This is a genomic window from Algoriphagus sp. TR-M9 (assembly GCF_027594545.1).
In the GTDB taxonomy this organism is placed as follows: Bacteria; Bacteroidota; Bacteroidia; order Cytophagales; family Cyclobacteriaceae; genus Algoriphagus; species Algoriphagus halophytocola.
Genome location: NZ_CP115160.1, coordinates 1,217,828 through 1,234,527, shown reverse-complemented (window position 1 = coordinate 1,234,527; position 16,700 = coordinate 1,217,828). Strand labels below are relative to the sequence as shown.

14 protein-coding genes are annotated in these 16,700 nt (G+C 42.6%); 4 read left to right on the top strand and 10 right to left on the bottom strand.

What is annotated here, in order from left to right:
• Positions 1-87 precede the first annotated feature (87 nt).
• The 9 genes from PBT90_RS05570 to PBT90_RS05530 all read right to left on the bottom strand — a co-directional run bounded on the left by PBT90_RS05570 (position 88) and on the right by PBT90_RS05530 (position 9,293).
• Positions 88-1,722, bottom strand: a complete 1,635-nt coding sequence (locus PBT90_RS05570; RefSeq protein WP_270131940.1) for a PepSY-associated TM helix domain-containing protein — start codon at positions 1,720-1,722, stop codon at positions 88-90.
• Positions 1,723-1,731: 9 nt separating this feature from the next.
• Complete coding sequence (locus tag PBT90_RS05565; RefSeq protein ID WP_264809411.1) at positions 1,732-2,028, bottom strand: hypothetical protein; 297 nt, start codon at positions 2,026-2,028, stop codon at positions 1,732-1,734.
• Between the two features lie 2 nt (positions 2,029-2,030).
• Positions 2,031-2,357 (bottom strand): hypothetical protein, encoded by a 327-nt coding sequence (locus PBT90_RS05560; protein WP_264809410.1) that lies wholly within the window; start codon positions 2,355-2,357, stop codon positions 2,031-2,033.
• Positions 2,358-2,508: 151 nt separating this feature from the next.
• Positions 2,509-3,201: a DUF4198 domain-containing protein gene (locus PBT90_RS05555; protein ID WP_264809409.1), complete on the bottom strand. Its 693-nt coding sequence runs from the start codon at positions 3,199-3,201 to the stop codon at positions 2,509-2,511.
• Positions 3,202-3,351: 150 nt separating this feature from the next.
• Positions 3,352-3,681, bottom strand: a complete 330-nt coding sequence (locus PBT90_RS05550; RefSeq protein WP_264809408.1) for a DUF6686 family protein — start codon at positions 3,679-3,681, stop codon at positions 3,352-3,354.
• 102 nt (positions 3,682-3,783) lie between these two features.
• On the bottom strand, positions 3,784-5,019 hold the full coding sequence (locus tag PBT90_RS05545; protein WP_264809407.1) for a DUF4374 domain-containing protein: 1,236 nt from the start codon (positions 5,017-5,019) through the stop codon (positions 3,784-3,786).
• Positions 5,020-5,078: 59 nt separating this feature from the next.
• Complete coding sequence (locus PBT90_RS05540; protein WP_270131937.1) at positions 5,079-7,451, bottom strand: TonB-dependent receptor; 2,373 nt, start codon at positions 7,449-7,451, stop codon at positions 5,079-5,081.
• Positions 7,452-8,113: 662 nt separating this feature from the next.
• Positions 8,114-8,581: a DinB family protein gene (locus tag PBT90_RS05535; RefSeq protein ID WP_264809405.1), complete on the bottom strand. Its 468-nt coding sequence runs from the start codon at positions 8,579-8,581 to the stop codon at positions 8,114-8,116.
• Between the two features lie 172 nt (positions 8,582-8,753).
• Positions 8,754-9,293 (bottom strand): GNAT family N-acetyltransferase, encoded by a 540-nt coding sequence (locus tag PBT90_RS05530; protein WP_264809404.1) that lies wholly within the window; start codon positions 9,291-9,293, stop codon positions 8,754-8,756.
• Positions 9,294-9,546: 253 nt separating this feature from the next.
• Here PBT90_RS05530 and PBT90_RS05525 point away from each other — a divergent pair, with 253 nt between their 5' ends.
• The gene (locus PBT90_RS05525) at positions 9,547-10,122 is read left to right on the top strand and encodes a Crp/Fnr family transcriptional regulator (protein ID WP_264809403.1); all 576 of its coding nucleotides are present in this window, start codon (positions 9,547-9,549) and stop codon (positions 10,120-10,122) included.
• Between the two features lie 68 nt (positions 10,123-10,190).
• The gene (locus PBT90_RS05520) at positions 10,191-10,628 is read left to right on the top strand and encodes a carboxymuconolactone decarboxylase family protein (protein ID WP_264809402.1); all 438 of its coding nucleotides are present in this window, start codon (positions 10,191-10,193) and stop codon (positions 10,626-10,628) included.
• 102 nt (positions 10,629-10,730) lie between these two features.
• On the opposite strand, the gene PBT90_RS05515 is transcribed toward PBT90_RS05520, so the two are convergent.
• Positions 10,731-11,636 carry a YihY/virulence factor BrkB family protein gene (locus PBT90_RS05515; protein WP_264809401.1) on the bottom strand — a complete coding sequence of 302 codons (906 nt, stop codon included), beginning with the start codon at positions 11,634-11,636 and terminating at the stop codon, positions 10,731-10,733.
• Between the two features lie 384 nt (positions 11,637-12,020).
• Here PBT90_RS05515 and PBT90_RS05510 point away from each other — a divergent pair, with 384 nt between their 5' ends.
• Both PBT90_RS05510 and PBT90_RS05505 read left to right on the top strand, forming a co-directional pair.
• Positions 12,021-13,385 (top strand): metal-dependent hydrolase family protein, encoded by a 1,365-nt coding sequence (locus tag PBT90_RS05510; protein ID WP_264809400.1) that lies wholly within the window; start codon positions 12,021-12,023, stop codon positions 13,383-13,385.
• A gap of 100 nt (positions 13,386-13,485) precedes the next feature.
• Entirely contained in the window at positions 13,486-16,689 is a 3,204-nt protein-coding gene (locus tag PBT90_RS05505) for a CHAT domain-containing protein (protein ID WP_264809399.1), read from the top strand.
• The last annotated feature ends 11 nt before the right edge of the window (positions 16,690-16,700 follow it).

Genomic DNA, 16,700 nt, shown 5'->3' with positions numbered 1-16,700 from the left:
TGACAGGATCAGGCTAAATAGGTGATAAAGGGAGTGCAAAAAAGGCAGCTGGCAGAGTCCAAATCAAGCTCCGCCAACTGCAAAAAATCAATCCACTGCCACAGATGCTGTTTTCAGTTTAGCAGCACTATTTTTTGGCACCTCACCTTTTTTCCCGGGTTTGATTTTCAATGCGATCACAATCGTACTTACAGAAATCACCAGCCAAAACGCATCAATCAAAAAGATGTCGGAATAGCCATTTGCAAGAGTCACCCAAAGCCAATTTCCTGTAACAATTCCATTGGCTACCGGAATCAGCAAACCGATAATTCCACCAGAGAGTAGCGTATATTTATTCGTGACAGAATTATTTCTCAGAAAGGTAAAAAGCAAGGTAAACGCTAGCCAAGACCAGAAATAGGTCTGGAAAATGAATCCCATTCGATCTGCATCAGGATCCTGTAGCCCCAGCTTCACCATCAGAAAAGTAAGCGCAGTGACCGGATACATACTCAGACAACCTGCCAAATAAAACCAAACCAGCCATGCGTTAAATTTTCTCTTGGCAACAGAAACATGCTTTTTGTCCCGGGCTACCAGCCAGATCATCACTCCTGATAAAATCACAAAGCAGGTCAAAATCCCAAGCCCAAAGTAAATCAGCTTTACCGCAATTCCTCCATAGTCCCCGAAGTGAAGTCTCACAATCACCGCTCTGGCTCTATCCAGATAGGAAACCCCTTCCATCGGGCTTTTCTCCTGTACAATCTCTCCGGTGGAAACCTTGTAAACCACATTTCCCAAACTGGCAAACTTGCTTTCAAAAGAAGATTTCCCTTCGAAAAGCACATGCATATTTTCATCTCCAAAATTGAAGATCGTGGCACGGTTCATCACGAATTCAGGCCATTTTTTCTGTGCCTTATCACGGAATTCATTGATAGAAAAACCTGCGTCTAAAGGTTTACCCGCTGCTTCAAACTTTGGCGGATTAAATCCAAAATCATCGTAAGCTTTCTCCTGATCACCCTGGTAGACATATGAAATAATCGCAGGAGACATGATCGTCAACCCAACAATTATATAAACCCCAGTAAGCGCAAACATAAACTGATAAGGCAAGCCCAAAATCCCAAGTGCCGTATGCGCATCTGTCCAGAGATTCTTAATGCTATTGTTTGGCCGAAAAACATAGAAGTTGCTGATGATCTTTTTCCAGTGGACAAGTACTCCTGTGATCACTGCAAAGAGAAAAAAGAAGGCTACCAACCCAGCCAACAGGTAACCTGATCTTCCAAAGAAATTCAACTGCGCAAAGAAGTGTAGTCTATACAAAAACTCTCCAAGAGAGTAAGAACTCTGATAATCATAGGTTTTGAAATCCTGTGTATTCAGGTAAATGAAATTTCCACGCCTGCCTCTTCTCTCTCCTTCGGTTGCTTCGGTATCCACCGGTGGTGTGACTGTGGCAGAAAGCCGCTGCTCATCGTAGTGTTGATTAAAAGCAATCGTACTTCCCATTAGTGGCTTGTCCTTTCCCAGCGTATCCATTACTCGGTCAAAGTCCATTTCTCCGAGCTTCCAACCTTGCGCCAGTGGCTCATTCCGCTCCCAACTCACGATTTCATCCCGAAAGAAAGAGAAGGAACCTGCGAAGAAAATCACGTATAAGGCCACACTGATAATGATCCCGGAAATCGTGTGGGTGTGGAAAAGAGTATTGTAAATCCTGTTGCTCATGGCGTTGAATTATAGAGAAGGTGAAGGTTGATTGAGGTACACGATTGCAGAAAAGCAAAGTGTGAGCAGGAGGTAAATCCCCCAGATTTTCCAGCCGCTTTTGGCAATGAAGGCAATGATCATCAGGCTCACCCAAAGTAAAAACCCACCGTAAACCAAGGTGAAGAGCACAGAGACTTTTTCGAAGTAAAATGAAAATGCCAGAAAGAAAGAGACAGTAACCAAATACCCTCCGAGGAAACCCGCAGTGATTCGGCTAAATCGATGAAGAAAAGTCGGGGTTAAGTATTTTTTATTTGCAGGCATAATCAGAGAATTTCGATTAGGAAGAGCACCCCTATTCCTGCCATTACCCAGGATAGTTTCACTTTCCGAAGTGGGGAGATCAAGACTACCAAGCTCCCGATGAGCATTAGGATGCATAGGAAAGCGAAGAATCCGGATCCTAGGCCTAATTGAATGATAGAAAGTACTAAGGAGACACCTAAGAGAATTGCCCCATAGATTTTAGCCCGTACTTCATTGGCGCCAAACCAAGTGGCCAACCACTCTGGGCTGTGCAGTTCAGCTTTTTTGGAAGTTTGATAGAAAAACTCGAAGCCTATCCAGGTGAGTAAAATGATTAAGGAGATCATGAATTGGTTTTAAGTAATTATCAGTTTGGATTAAGAAGGGGCATCAAAGAAACCTTGCAAGGTTGGTTTCTTTGATGCGAAAAATGAGAGTTGAAAAAAGAAAGCTCATAGTTCAAACAGCAGCTATAAAAGTGACCCACTCAATTGTCATTTATTCAATTTCAATCGCCTGTGTCGCACATCTCCAGATAGCTTTCAAGCCGGAAGGATCATTTTCCGGTAGCTTTTCAGTATGTGTAGCCTCTGCGAAATAGGTTCCTTTGCCATCCAAGTCCACTTTGACTTTACCCTTTTTACTTGTTTTCAACTCCTGAGTTTCTGCATCAGGGCCTAGGATAGCCAGTTCTCCTTCAGGCAGTGCTTCCCCTTTGTAAAGGACTTGGAGATCAGAAGATTTGGCATTTCTCACCAAAGCCAGATCTGAAACTGGTTGAGTAGAAGCCTTCCCTTTTCCCACCCAAATCTGCGCGTAGGCATTGAACTGATAGGCAGTTTTGCTCTCACCTGGATCTGCGGTATGGGAGATTTGCATACGGTATTCTCCTTCTTCTTCCGGGGTAAAACTCCCTTGAAAATACGTTTCTGTTGCAGTCGGCTCAAGCTTGGTTTTCTTGCCCGATGGACTGATCAACCAAAGTTCGAATTCCTTCACATCGGAGTACCATTTTGCCACTGGTTCGATGGCATTTTCCTGATAATCGGCATAGTAAATTTTATAAGGATGCGTTTTCCCGATTTCACTGTTGGAAGCCGTGTGGATCCAAAGTGCATGTGCATGCGCTCCGAGGACAAGCATAAAGAGCATCATCGTCAGGCCACCTGATTTTAATTTTGATGTGTTCATTTTTTTGTGGTTTAGAACCGCTGAGTTCACCGAGCATTACACAGCAGTCACAATTGCTTTTTTTAATTTGAATTTGGTTTTCCCGCTTCACCGGTTGCCCTGCTTCTCCAGAAGCTGGACTGGTCTTCGGCCTTCCATCATCCTCCTACGCTACATCCTACGGATCAATTCCAGCAGCTTCAACTGGGCATTAGCTTCAATCACATTTGCTTTCAACCGATAGAATTCTTCTTCAAGCAGCGTGAACTGCACATCCGGATGATAGGTCTCGATCACTACCCGATCATGTCCATCAAAGAAGGAGTACTTCTCATAGTCAAACTCCATCCGCTCCATGTACCTGCAAAAGGCATTGAAATTGAGCTCGTCAAAACTGATCATTGCCTGCTTGTACATGAGCCCCATCCGGCCACAGTCGGTGCATTTGGTGAAAACAAATTCCTCGTTTTGATAGATAATTTCAGTTCTGCATGAGGACATACACGATAGGTTTGGATGAAATAAAATTGGTGCCTGGGATAAAAGCTAGGTCGGTTTAGTCTCCAAATGCAGCTGATTTCCCAGGACTTAATTTTTCAGATTTTACTCTGCTACATCCAGCTTGCTGATCGCTGTGATCACACCGCCCTCGACTTTCAGGCCTTCTTTGGCAGTAGCGGTATTGGCATTGAATTCAAACACCCAACTTCCTGTTTCTGTAGTGATACCGATGTAGGCAAGGCCATTTTTGGCAGAATAATTATTAATGGTCACGTTCACGATCTCGGATTCAGAAGGAGCACCAGTCACCCAGGTGAAGGTTTTGTTATAGACATCAGCCACACCAAAGCGATTTCCAGTCGTATAAGCACCCTTCTCTTTATTCATGGTCAGGATGAATTTGCCATTGCCAGCATAGGTTTTTGCCGTGATATAGTAATCATCAGCCAGCTCCTCCACATTAAAATAATAGAACTGGTCAAACTCCAATTCCCCAGCCTTGATCCTGGTGAACGCAGAAGGTAGCGTAGAAGTCATTGCTCCGTTGGAAGAAGCTATTGATGGGGAAAAAGCATAGGTATCTCCCATTTCATCCACTTCAAGACCAGAAAGAAAATACCTACCGATAAAGCTGGTACGATTATCTTTAATCACTTTATTCAGTTCCATGCTCGGATAATCAAACACCGCAATCCAAGCACTGTCAGGATAAACGGTACCAAACCTGTCGTTGCAGCATGCTTTAATACTGAAATAGGGTGCAAAAAGCTTATCTCCCACCTGGGTCACCCATGTAAAAAATGCTTGCTCTCCGTTATTTGCGATTTCCGCTTGATCCCACTTTCCGTCAGCAACAATCTGAAGTTGATCAGCATCCAACCTATACCATGAAGCTAAGGGATCAGCTGAGTTTCTTGAGATCTTGGCCATTACTATATCGTCATTCATAGGGCCAAAAGCCTGTACAGTTTCAGATTGGAAATCGGACAATTTCTCCAACGCACCCTCAGCGTTCAATTCGTAGGTCGTCACCGCACCGGGATTTCCCTGACCATAGAGCATACTAAAAAACTTGTTTTTGTGGGTTACATAGTAGCGATAGGTCCCGTCCTGCTCAACGCCATTGCCCACGGTACTTACCGTCCCTTCGGTCAGGCTTTCTGCGGTCAATAAATAATCTGCCACTCCGTCTGAGGCCAGCGGCGTAGATGCGATAATGAATCTGCTTTCCGCAACTGGAGCCACTGGTCCAGGTTCTGGGTCATCCGAATCACAGCTTGAAAATCCTAGTGTAAGGGCTGCAGCAAAAGCATAAAAATAGTTAAAGTTGGTTTTCATAAGATTTTAACTTGTGGTTTAAGTTTCCTGAGGTTTCAGGAAAAAGAATTGATGAAGAATTAATAAATGAAGTATCTGATTTTGCCTGAAAAACTCCTTCCTGGCTTTTGAAGGCTGAAGTTGTCATAGAGCTTGCTATCGAGGATATTTCTGCATTCAGCGATCAGCTGAAGCTTACCTTTTTGCCCTGAGGTATAGGTCAAATTGATATCATGTGAAAGCTGTTGCGGCACGTCAAACTTCTCGCTGCCCAGACTGGGCCAGTAGAGATAGAAAGCATGCACGTAAAGCAGGTTGTATCCGAAATTGAAGTCATTGCCCTTTCCAAAAGCATCCTGCCACATCACACTTACATCCCCATTTCCAAAGAGGTAAGGCATGTTTGGTACCCGATCCCGATAGACCACACTTGGTATAGTCTGTCCTTCTTCGAATTCGGTATTGTTACGGAGATTTTGGTAAGTGATATTTGCGCCAGCCGAAATAAGACTCTTGAACGTCCAGCGAATTTCTCCCTCCACGCCAATATTGGTGACGCTATAGAGATTGTCCATCACCTGCATCGTCTGGTTATTATTGAGACGGGGACGGATGAAGTCTTTTGCATCCCGATAAAAACCATTGGCAGAAATGTCTATCCTGTGATCTACGTTAAGCTGTTTCCAGATACTGAATCCTACATTGTAATTGTAGCTGGTCTCCGGCTTTAGGTCCAGGTTGCCCTGAAGATTTACCATATCGCCAAAGAGTTCTTCCGGTTCGGGAAGTCTATAGCTTTTCTCAAAAGAAGCCTTGGCCAGAATATTTCCGGTAATAAAATAGGAAGCCGTCAAGCCAAACCCTGGGTAGGTGAAATTCTCCCGCTCGTTGCGGTAAGCCACATCCCCATACTCCCCGGAAGGATTGTAAGACAGGGTAAAATAATTGGTTTGGTTATAGATTTTGGAGAACGCGGAGATAGAGGCTTTTTCTTCCCAATTCAACTGATAGCTTAATCCTGTGATGTTCTTTTGGCTCTTTCGAGGTTCCTCGTATCGGTCATTTTCAGGATTCAGCGCATCGCTTCCAATTCTGTTGAAACTATTGAATACATTGCTGAGCGCGATGGTATGAATCTTCCCAAAGTTGTAGTGCGCGTTGGCCGTCAGTACAGCATTGTTGTTATTGAATTTGTAAAGTGTGTAGGACCTTTCTCCGCCCGGTACATCATATTCCTTGTACTGCTGAAACCAGTTGTAACGCCGATTGACCGTATCGATATTCTGCTCTGAGCCAAAATTGTAATTGGCATTCACATTCACATCCAGTCCTTGGATGAATAGGTCATTTTTCTGGTATTTGAATGTGGGCATCAGGATAGTGCCCTTGCGGTGCCACTGCCCAAAAACCGTCACCAAGCGGGCTCCTGTCTGGATTTCCGAGTAATTTTTCCCGGTAGTCAGTCCTACCAAAAGCTTATCAGCATACGGCTTCCCTTGCACCCCAAGTTGGGCGATGAATGTCTCATTGTGATAGGTATCGTGAAACCTACGGACACGTTGATCAGGGTAATATTTCCCTGTCTCAATATCCGCCACATCCACATCCACCCAATACTTATTGTCCGAGTAATTTTGGAAAGCATTCAGCTGTATAGTGAAACCTGATTTAGCAACATATGCCGTATTGATGACCGAACGATGCGTGTTAAATGAACCGTAGGAATAGCTTACATCTACATAGTTTTTCTGGACATTTTTGGTGACAATATTCACAGCTCCACCCAGTGCATCTGCGCCAAGCCCTATCGGCACAACACCTTTATACACTTCGATCCGCTCAGCCAGATTAATTGGGATATTATTCAGCTGGAAAGAAGAGCCAAAATCATCCATGGGAATCCCATCAATAAAGAACTTCACCTGCTTGCCGGAGAAACCGTTGAGGGAAAAATTCATCCTCGATCCCACTCCTCCACTTTCCCGAACGCGCACGCCTGAAACCCTGTCCAAAGCATGGCCTAAATCCAAGTTAGTGTGGTGAAGTTTGCGGGCATCGACTACTTCCACATTGAAGGCTTTTTCCACTATTTCCCGAAGTTCAGACTTCCCTAGAACCGTAAATTCCTCTAGTTCATTGGTGTCATCGCTCAGCGTGATTCTGAGTGATTTGGTCTCAAAGCCTAAAGTGATTTTCTCGGTATAATCGAGGAACCCAAGAAAGGAGAATTCCAGCGAGTAGTTTTTACCTGAAGGAAGATTGACGGAAAACTTGCCATCGGCATCCGTGACGATCCCCTTGGAAATCGGAGAGATTTTGATCAGAACCCCTGGAATGAAATTGCCGCTGTGATCGGTTACAAGCCCATTTAGGTTGGTATTTTGCTGTGCAAATGCCGGGTAGGCGAAAAAACTGCACAGAAATACAATGGACAATATTTTGTTATATTGCATCGCTTTTTAATTGGAGAATTAGAAAGTTTAGTACCCGAAGCCACACGGTTGCCGCCGTGTGGCTTCTTCTTTTCTATCTACTGATTAACTCACTGTTTTTATTTAGATTGATTTTAAATTAAGACAAATCTAAGAGATGGCAGCCAGTCTGGCAAAGCTTTTCTTAAAAAATTGAAAGTCTTTTTGAAGAAATACCATTCAAGGGTGCATTAAGGCCTCTACCTACAAACTAGCCCTATAATTTTAGGGAAAATTGAAAAAGTAAGGGATATACAATCCACCTTTTATTCCCTCAAGAAATAACAGAAAATGGTTGGATCAAAGATCAACTTGCCATTGACTATTCCATTTTCGTCTATTTTTTGTGTTAAAAATTATGAGACAAAGGTCGGATGGAAGTAGGTTAAACTCCTTATGCAGATTTTCGAATGTCGTATACTTTTTGGTTGGTTTTAATTACACACAACGTTTTGGCTATGCGCAGTGCGGTATTGAAAAGCCGAAACTTTCAATCTTGTACTAACGGTAGCCAAAGCTGCGTCTTGAATTTTTAATGTATGCAACAAAAACGGCAAAGCGTAGCTATGGCGGGCTAAAACCACTGGCCTTTCGTTTATCGCTTCAACCCGCATTGCGTATAGGTTTTGTTTGTTTTTTTATTTTCAATCCCATATCTCTGGGCGATTAATTTTCATTGCCCTTAAATACGAAAGGAATTGCCCAGCATGAACAGATTCATGGTATCCGATCCTTAACAAATATTTCCCTAGCATTTTCTTTTTCCCATTACCAGGGTGAATGATTTCAGTTTCAATTAATTGAGAATCCGAAAATCGCCGAACGCTATCTAAAAAAGTTTTTCGGTAAGGCTCCGCAAATTCAATCTCATCAGCAACGCTAATGAAGGGTCGATTTTTCCAAGGCGATCGATAATTTGCCATATTTCCTCTATTGATGATGATATTCCATCCATAATCGGCTTCCAAAACATGCCTGACCATTTCTCTGGCAGTCATCGCATTCTCATCGGGCTTCCAATTATAGTGATGCTCAGGAAGTTCACTCCATAGTTTTATGCTTCTTCTCCTAATCTCTGTAAAATTCAATAGTATAAGTTCAGATTGAGTCATTTTATTGGTTCTCAGTATTGCAGATATATTTAATCTCAAACGATGAACAAATAGCTTTAGGAGATTAAATAGAATTATTTTTAATCACCTAAAGCCATTCAGTAAGGAAAAAAAATGACTATTGGCTCCTACACCAACTCTATACAAAATTGAAGCGAAAGGTATAAGACTTTCATTGTGCATTAATCTTAGCGTAAATATCTAAACTAATAAATTCTCCATTTTTAATTTCACTGTCAATCATTGTTCCTTCTAGCCGGAAGTCAAGCTTTGACATTGCCCTTTTACACTTTAGGTTGTTTGACTCGACAAATCCTTCAATTCTATGTAGTCCAAGTACATCAAAACCATAATTACAAATCAGTTGCAATACTTCCACCACAATGCCCTGTCCCCAAAATTCCTTCATCAGCCAAAATCCAATTTCAGCTTTTTTATGCTCTTGATTTAGGTCATTTAATCCTGCCGCACCAAAAAATACAGTATTGTCTAAAGAGCAAATGGCAAACCATATTCCTGTTCCATTTTTCTTCAGATCCTCGTAAAAAGACATTTGCTCTTTTGTTGCTTCCAAGGACTGAAAATTCACCCCATAATATTTAATTACCTCTGGGTCAGAAAGTCCTTTAAAAACAGCATCAATATCACTGGCAACAATAGGTCTAAGCATAAGCCTTTCAGTTTTTAATGCTGTGATTACGCTGTTTTCCATTAGAAATTCTTAAATCTTAGCTTTTTGCTTTAACCGATAAGCCCCTCAGCCATGGCAATAAATGGTTATTGGATCTATTTTCTTCCATTTTTCAGGTGGATGCTAAAATACAAACCATAGGAATATACTCAAAGACAGCTACCCTAAACCGGGTCAAATGAAGGGTATCGTGAAAAAGCAGGATACCAAGACAGTTACCCTTCTATTTTCGGATCTGCTGCCTACTGTTTAAATTTCTGAAAAGCTTTTCCCCATGTCCCAAGCCCTAGTAGAGCATATCCAGAAATTCATCCCGCTGACACCATACCTTAGCCTATCAATCCCGGAATACTTCCAGCGTTTGGAAGTTGGCAAAAAAGGAGTCCTTCAACCTGCAAACCAACTCTGTGACCACCTGTTTTTTGTGGAAAGGGGTTGTGTACACGCTTTCTTCGTGGACCAGCGTGGTGTTGAAAAATCCATTCAATTTGCCCTGGAGAATTGGTGGATCACCGACTACCAGGCTTTTTACAAAAAGAAAGTGACCGATGCCACGATTCAGGCAGTGGAAGAATCTGTAGCCTGGAGTATTTCAAGGGAAAACTATACTGCCTTGCTTAGAAATCATCCGGAATTGGAGTCCTACTTTCGCCAGATGTATGAGATCGGCTATGGAGCCATGCTTACCCGGCTAAAATACCTCTTCAATTATTCCAAGGAGGAAATCTTTTACAGCTTCAGTGAGCAATTCCCCTACTTTGTGCAGCGTGTTCCCCAGTATATACTCGCGACCTACCTAGGGCTGACGCCGGAATACCTCAGTAAACTTCGATCGAAAAAGCGATCTTAATCCAGTTCAAGTTTTTTCGGATTTCAAAAAAACACCTTTGGTCTATGTTTCAACAAAACCTATAAAACATGGAATCCAGATTGCAAATCGACGAAGTAGAACCGAAAGGTTATCAATCACTTTTCGGAATAGAGAAGTATCTCCAGCAAGCCGAACTCACCTCCACTCATAAGGAACTGATCAAGATCCGCGCCTCCCAGCTCAACAAATGTGCATTCTGTATTGACATGCATACAAAGGAGGCTTTGAAGCAGGGTGAAAAAATCCAAAGGGTGCTATTGCTCAATGCCTGGAGAGAAACAGACCTTTTTACTCCTGAAGAAAAAACACTTCTCCAGATCACTGAGGAAGTCACCCTGATCAGTGAAAATGGACTGAGTCGGGAGAGCTACCATCAAGGGTTGAGGACTTTCGGAGAAAACTACTTGGCCCAGGTGATCCTGGCTATAATTGCCATCAATGCATGGAATCGCCTTGCTGTCAGCACCAACAAGCCCATTCCATAAGAATCGCTCTGACCTAATCGGAAAAGACCAGATTCCCCCTTACGCAATCTGGTCTTTTCATTTCTGTGGTAGGTAAAGGCACTAGCAATTCTACTTTAATCATCACTTTTGCCCCGACTCCTGCATAGCTTGGCGTTCTATTTCGTAATTCAATTCAGCACCTAACAGAACTATAAAAGTGCTGATAAAGAGCCACAACATCAGGAAAATAACAGCCGAAATAGATCCATAGATTTCACCCAAGTTCCAGAAATTACGGATGTAAAATGAAAATGCCCAGGAAGCCAATAGCCACAAAGAGCTGGCTAAAACAGCACCCGGAATGCACCACATAAACCCAGGCCGACTTCTTTTTGGTCCAAAATAATAGATCAGACTAATACTCCCCACCAGAACAACACCCATGACTAGCCAGCGCAACCAACTGGTAAGGCTTACAATGTGATCGGGTAAACCTATTTTCTCAATGATAGCCGGAAATGCCACGATCAATGCGGCACTTAGAATAATCAGGATGATAGCACCAAAGGTAAATAACAGGGTGAGCCCATTGTTTTTGATGATTCCTCTTCTACTTTCGGTTCCATAAGCGATATTAATCCCTCTGAACAAGGATTTTGTACCCAGATTGCCAATCCAAATACCCAGGAGAATCCCGAAAAATGTACCCCAACCTAGCGGTTTACCCTCGGGTTTGATAAAGTTATCGACCCGATATTGGAGGATTTCATGGGTCTGCTCTGGCATCACAGAACTGATTTTGGATACCTGATCCTCTATTTGCTGGGGGTCCATGACAAACCCATAAATGGAAATAAGTGCCATAATCGCAGGAAAAATGGCTAAAAAGCCGAAAAACCCTACTCCTGCCGAAATAATAACTACATTATTATCATCAGTGCGTTCCTTTACTTTTAGAACAATCTTCTTCCATTCAGCAAATGATATTCTAGAAATGGCTTGAACCGTTTTGTGCATAATTCTAGCTACGGTGAAACCGTCACTCAAGATACAGAACGCATTTTTCTGCTTAAAAATAAGCTCTACTTGTTTTATAAATGAAATAAAAACTGTGACAAATGAGTACCATAACAATAGAAAACCAAACAAATCGCATAAAATTCTAGTATCAATTTAAGCTCTTCATCAAAAGAACCCTTCCTTGCACAACGTCCCTACATCCTGCTCCACCAACACCCTAATTGTTCCCTTCAGCATACCAAACCAGCATTTGGAGAACTGAACAATCCAATCACAAGTGGAAAACTTCCTATAGGCGGTCATTGCCCAAAAATAAGCATACCTACTCGTCCCTGACCACCTGAAAATTAGGTAGATATCTAAGTTGATTTAAAAACAAATTGTACCTTGATAAAAATTAACTCTACTCACATGATGACTTTTTCATTGCCTCGATTCCTGTTGTTTTCCTTGTTTTCTGTTTTTCTATCCCTCCCATTAACTGCCCAGAACACGAAAGAAACAAACCTGGTGATTTCAAACGTGGAAATTTTTGATGGAATTAATGAATCCACTTTTCCAGGCAGTGTTTGGATTCAGGGAAACAAGATCAAACAGGTTTCAACAAATAGCATCACGCTTCCTGCCGATGTGGACGCAACGGAAATTGATGGTCAGGGAATGTTTTTAATGCCTGGGTTAATAGATGCCCATTACCATACCATGTTTGCCACCTTGCCTCAGGTTGCTTTGTTGACTTCAGATATAGGCTTTGTCAATCTGGCTGCGGGCAGAAATGCAGAAGCCATGCTGCAAAGAGGCTTCACCAGTGTAAGAGATTTGGGAGGGCCGGTATTTGGTCTCAAAAAAGCCATCGATGCAGGTATTATTTCCGGGCCTAGAATTTTTCCTTCGGGAGCTTTTCTCTCCCAAACCGGAGGCCATGGAGATTTCAGACTTCCATATGAAGTTCCTGCTGACGGTTCCAAAGGACTCAGCTATTCCGAAAGGATCAATGCCGCGGCAATTGCCGATGGGGCCGATGAAGTCTTGAAAAGAACTCGGGAACAATTAATGCTTGGAGCCTCGCAGATTAAACTGATGGCAGGAGGAGGTGTTTCTTCGGTTTATGACCCCTTGGATGTGAGTCAATACACGGTAGCGGAATTCAGAGCAGCCGTAGATGCCGCAGAAAACTGGGGAACTTATGTAACTGTCCATGCCTATACGCCCAGAGCTATTCAAAACGCAATCCAAGGCGGTGTAAAATGTATTGATCATGGGCAGCTGATCGATGAGGAAACGGCACAATTAATGGCCGAAAAAGGAATCTGGTGGAGCCTTCAGCCCTTTATCGAAGAGGCAGGTGCGGTAAATACCACCCTCAGTCCGGAAAGCCGGGCTAAGCAATTGGAAATGTACCAAGGCACAGACAACGCTTTTGCATTGGCAAAAAAATACGGGATCAAAACTGCTTGGGGAACCGATGTGCTTTTTGATGCTTCCAAAGCCATGAAACAGGGAAATGAACTACTAAAAATGAAACGATGGTATTCTAATTTTGAGATACTCAGAATGGCAACCTCCGTAAACGGAGAACTTCTTGCCCTCTCAGGAAAGAGGAGCCCTTATGCAGGCAAGCTTGGGGTCATTGAAGAAGGAGCTTTGGCAGATATTCTATTGATCCAGGGCAATCTTCTTGAAGATTTAAGTCTTATAACCAAGCCATCTGAAAATTTGCTTTTAGTCATCAAAGACGGAAAAACTTACAAAAACATGCTTTCATCAGGTTTTTGATACCCTAGATTGATAGCAAATCTCCCGGAACTGAGCCAAAATCCGATGACTTTTTTTAACTTATTCGATGTGTGTATAAATCCCGTATTTACCACTAGTGATGCTTAGATTCTTTTTTCTGCCTATTCTTTTTTTCGCTTCAGCTGTTTGGGGACAAACTATCGACAGGAAGGCCAGCTGGGAGAAAATGCTTGAAACTGGCACCCATTCCACTGCATTGGCTGAGGTCAAAGAATTTACCCAGAGTTTAATTGACCAAAAGCTGTACGATAGCCTACCAGAATACCTGGAAATTTATGGACGCATACTTCAGGCAAATTTCGCAGAAAAAGAATCCGATCAGAAACTCCAAGAAACCTACCAAAACTGGGAAAATCTATCCGAAGAAGCCACATTCAGACGTAGGCTGGCCAAAAGTCTGGCCCACTGGTATGAATACACCGGAAATACTACTGCTGCTTATCAGCAAACTTTAGTAGCCCTGGACTGGGCAAAAAAGGAAAAGCCAAAATCCCAGGAAGCATTCAGTAACATTTATCTGAATTTGGGCGGACTGGCGATTAAAAACATGGATCTACCGGCAGCCAAAAAGCATCTGGATGAAGTCCTGAGCCTGGACCTTTCCCAGACTGATCCCGAGAATGTCTATTTCGCCAATAGTTATTTAGGAAACATCTCCTACTATAATTCCAATCTGGATTCGGCAGCATTCTATTATCAAAAATCTATCGAAGCTATAGACCAGCTTGAACCTACCCCCAGAAATCAATTCTATCGCAAGAGTATAATTCTAAATAATCTAGCCGGTGTGCAGATGGCTCAGAGTGATTTTGATGCAGCAGAGCAGTCTATGAACCTGACGATTTCTTATCAGGAAAAATACCTTGCTGCTGATTTAGAAGAGCTGGAGAAACAAAAAGTATTGCAAGCCTATTTCAGGTCTATGGACAATCTGGCCGGATTATATAGGCAGTTGGGTTCCTATCATCGGGCCAAGCAACTTTTGGAATTTTCCTTTCAAAGAAAGTCTGAAGAGTTTGGGAATCAGGATTTGGAAACAGCCAAATCCCGGATACTGCTGGGACAGGTTTACTTTGATATGATTCAAATCGAGCAGTCAAGGGAATTTCTTTTGGAAGGACTCAAGCAAATGCAGGAACTGGAGGAGGAGAGCAGTTATTGGCAGGCAGACGCCATCAATACTTTGGCTAGAATGGAGGATTATTTACAAAATGAAGAACAGGCAGATTCGCTATACAGAAAAGCTAAAACCATTTTTGACCAAGAAGTCCAAGGAGATTACGATGTGATTTACCTGGATTTTTTAAAAAACTTCAGCAAGTTTCTGGCAGAAAACAAGAAGATGGATGAGGCTATCCAATTATCTACGCTAGCCCGAAATTACCTCGCGGATGTAGGTTCTGAAAATCTCTATCTCGACTATAATCAAACCATCAATCAAGCTTCCATATATGAGTTGGGGCAGAATTATCAAAAGGCCTTACAATACACTTCGGATGCCTTAAGCCAAATCGATCTTTTGATGGCACGCAGTAAAAGCCCGAAGGACTCTATACAGGCAATGTTTCTAAAGTCCCAGCCTATTTTGATCAGGAATCGAAGCAGGTATTATTTGGAAAAGGTAGATGAATCCTTGCTAAAATCCATTGAGAAAGAACTCAGGGAAGGATTAAAAATCATTGACTCCCAGTCAGATTTTTTATTTGAACCTTCGGATGTGAGCATTCAGCTCGACGTAAATCGGGAGTATTTTGAGTTTCTTGAGCTTATAGAACTGGAACTCTATCAATTAAGTGGTGAAGAAATCTATTTAGATCGCTTGCTTGCTTATCATGAGCATGCGAGATATCGCAAGATCAGATCCAGACTTCAGAAAAATCAACAAGTACATTTTGGTGGTTTGCCAGCAGAGATCTTAAATCGGGAAGAAGAACTTAAAGAGCAGCTCCGGCAATCTTTGCAGGCCGAGGTGACAGACTTATCAGCCTATGCAAAGGCAAATAGCGAGTGGACAGCCTTTTTGGATACGCTTAAGGTCAATTACCCCAACTATTATCAACTCCACTTTGAGACTAGTGAGAGTGTGCTAGCCAGAGTTTTTTCCAAACTAGACCCTGAGATTAGCTACCTCCGATACCTGAATATTGGACAAGAATGGTGGCTCATGACCATTCGAGATAACGAAAAAAAGTTGATTGCATTGAGCTCCGATGCTTTAACTGAGGCGCTTGAAAAACTGGCAGAACAATCCTCCCAAAACAAGATTCAGCCCGCTTTGCTGCATGAACTATATAACCTAATTTGGGAACCGAGTGAGCCTTTCATTAGCACCCAGCGAATAGCTATCATACCGGAAGGCTTGTTATTCAATCTGAGTTTTGAAACCCTCACCAAAGCCCCCATCCAGGACTGGACCGAACTGACGGACCATTTTCTGCTTTCAGATCATAGCTTTTCCTACCAGTACAGTTTACTTTTTCTAGAAGATCAAGCAGCAAGTGTCTATGAAGATCAGTTGATCGCTTTTGCGCCCGGATTTTTTGATGGGATGAAACAGAGCTATAGCGCGTCATTTCTGGATCAGCAATTCCTAGATCTGGATTATTTGAAACTCCTACCCCAACCTTTCACCCGGCGACTAGTAGAGGATATTTCTTCTAAGTTTGAGGCAAAAACCTACCTGGAAAATGGCTCTACGCTGAAGAATTTTAGGGTTGAAGCGGGACAAACCCGTATTATCCATATTGGTACACATGCTATCTCCAGCAATGTGAATCCAGGCGATTCCAGACTGGTTTTTGCCAAGTCAACTGAAAACCCCATTGAACCCAATGAGCTTTTTGCCAGTGAAATCTATGGACTGGACCTCAGCGCTGAACTTGCGGTTTTACTGGCCTGTGAATCCGGCAAACCCAGCTACTCTCCTGGAGAAGGAATGATCTCCCTGGCCCATGCTTTTAATTATTCCGGCACCAAATCCCTTTTGATGGGGCTTTGGAAAATCGATGAGCAAACCAGCGTAAACATTGCCGCTGAGTTCTATGACTTCTTGGAAGATGGCTTACCCAAAGATGAAGCACTAAGAAAGGCCAAACTAAACTACCTAGCCAAAGCCAAAGGAAGAGCGCTAGACCCTTCATTTTGGTCCGGATTGATTCTCCTGGGGAATCCAGAGCCAGTTGCGCTGGAAACTAAGCAATCTCCTTGGCCACTTTATGCAGCCTTACTTCTTGCCCTTGTCTTCCTTGCTTGGTTCTTTAAAAAGAAATTTTATAGCAATTGATGACTTTTGAA

Coding starts and splice junctions, on each gene's coding strand:
- PBT90_RS05570 (WP_270131940.1), bottom strand. CDS start 1,722: ATGAGCAACAGGATTTACAATACTCTTTTCCACACCCACACGATTTCC.
- PBT90_RS05565 (WP_264809411.1), bottom strand. CDS start 2,028: ATGCCTGCAAATAAAAAATACTTAACCCCGACTTTTCTTCATCGATTT.
- PBT90_RS05560 (WP_264809410.1), bottom strand. CDS start 2,357: ATGATCTCCTTAATCATTTTACTCACCTGGATAGGCTTCGAGTTTTTC.
- PBT90_RS05555 (WP_264809409.1), bottom strand. CDS start 3,201: ATGAACACATCAAAATTAAAATCAGGTGGCCTGACGATGATGCTCTTT.
- PBT90_RS05550 (WP_264809408.1), bottom strand. CDS start 3,681: ATGTCCTCATGCAGAACTGAAATTATCTATCAAAACGAGGAATTTGTT.
- PBT90_RS05545 (WP_264809407.1), bottom strand. CDS start 5,019: ATGAAAACCAACTTTAACTATTTTTATGCTTTTGCTGCAGCCCTTACA.
- PBT90_RS05540 (WP_270131937.1), bottom strand. CDS start 7,451: ATGCAATATAACAAAATATTGTCCATTGTATTTCTGTGCAGTTTTTTC.
- PBT90_RS05535 (WP_264809405.1), bottom strand. CDS start 8,581: ATGACTCAATCTGAACTTATACTATTGAATTTTACAGAGATTAGGAGA.
- PBT90_RS05530 (WP_264809404.1), bottom strand. CDS start 9,293: ATGGAAAACAGCGTAATCACAGCATTAAAAACTGAAAGGCTTATGCTT.
- PBT90_RS05525 (WP_264809403.1), top strand. CDS start 9,547: ATGTCCCAAGCCCTAGTAGAGCATATCCAGAAATTCATCCCGCTGACA.
- PBT90_RS05520 (WP_264809402.1), top strand. CDS start 10,191: ATGGAATCCAGATTGCAAATCGACGAAGTAGAACCGAAAGGTTATCAA.
- PBT90_RS05510 (WP_264809400.1), top strand. CDS start 12,021: ATGATGACTTTTTCATTGCCTCGATTCCTGTTGTTTTCCTTGTTTTCT.
- PBT90_RS05505 (WP_264809399.1), top strand. CDS start 13,486: ATGCTTAGATTCTTTTTTCTGCCTATTCTTTTTTTCGCTTCAGCTGTT.